Origin of the sequence: Mycobacterium szulgai (genome assembly GCF_002116635.1) — a bacterium.
Classification (GTDB): Bacteria; Actinomycetota; Actinomycetes; order Mycobacteriales; family Mycobacteriaceae; genus Mycobacterium; species Mycobacterium szulgai.
On sequence record NZ_LQPW01000139.1, the window covers coordinates 1 to 1,061 of the forward strand.

At 56.9% G+C, this 1,061-nt stretch carries 1 protein-coding gene and 1 pseudogene; one reads left to right on the plus strand and one right to left on the minus strand.

The features are described from left to right. Positions 1–7: 7 nt before the first annotated feature. On the plus strand, positions 8–928 hold the full coding sequence (locus AWC27_RS19885) for a beta-ketoacyl [acyl carrier protein] synthase domain-containing protein (RefSeq protein WP_245847324.1): 921 nt from the start codon (positions 8–10) through the stop codon (positions 926–928). Here AWC27_RS19885 and AWC27_RS32300 read toward each other — a convergent pair. Continuing rightward, positions 840–1,058, minus strand: a pseudogene (locus AWC27_RS32300) (acyltransferase domain-containing protein); the annotation flags it as partial. The gene AWC27_RS19885 and the pseudogene AWC27_RS32300 sit on opposite strands and share 89 nt — an antisense overlap. Positions 1,059–1,061 lie beyond the last annotated feature (3 nt).

Here is a 1,061-nt window from a genome sequence, read left to right on the forward strand (position 1 = left end):
GGCGGGTTTGGTTGAGGGGTGTGGTGAGTTTGATGCGGGGTTTTTTGGGATTTCGCCGCGGGAGGCGGCGTCGATGGATCCGCAGCAGGGTTTGGTGTTGGAGTTGTGTTGGGAGGGGTTTGAGGATGCGGGGATTGTTGTTGGTGGGGTGAGGCCGTTGTCGGTGGGTGTTTTTTTGGGTGTGATGGCGAGTGATTTTGCGGATTTGATGGGGACTGTTCCGGATGAGCAGATTAGTCCGTATTTGCATACGGGTATGGGTCGGAGTTTGATTGCTAATCGTGTTTCTCGTGCGTTGAGTTTGTCGGGGCCGAGTTTGACTGTTGATACTGGTCAGTCGTCGTCTTTGGTGGCGGTGCATTTGGCGTGTGAGAGTTTGCGGCGTGGGGAGTGTGGGGTGGCGTTGGCTGGTGGTGTGAATTTGATTTTGTCGCGGCATCATAGTGTGCGGACGGCGAAGTTTGATGCGCTTTCGCCGGATGGGCGGTGTTATGTTTTTGATGCGCGTGCGAATGGGTATGTGCGGGGTGAGGGTGGTGGGGTGGTGGTGTTGAAATCGTTGGCGGATGCTGTGGGTTCGGGTGATCGGATTTATGGGGTTATTCGGGGGAGTGCGGTTAATGCGGGGAGTGCGCATGTGGGGATTACGGTTCCTTCGGAGTCTGCGCAAGCTGAGGTGATGACAAAGGCGTTGGCTGCTGCGGGGGTGGGTGCGGAGGAGGTGGGTTATGTGGAGCTTCATGGGTCGGGTACTGCGGTGGGTGATCCTATTGAGGCGGCGGCGTTGGGCACACCACAACATGGCAATTACTGCCACCCATGCCAAAAGAGGACACCCCCACCGACAACGGACCCCTACCCACCGGCCACCGCTCATGATCGGTCACCACCCGCAACCGCAATTCCTCCAACGGAATCCGCGGATTAGCTTCCACAAAATTCAAACTCGCAACAAGTTCCTGCCGCTGCACACACAACGCCGCCTTAATCAGACCAGCAATACCCGCCGCACCCTCCAAATGACCAATATTGGTCTTAATCGAACCCACCCCCAACACCCC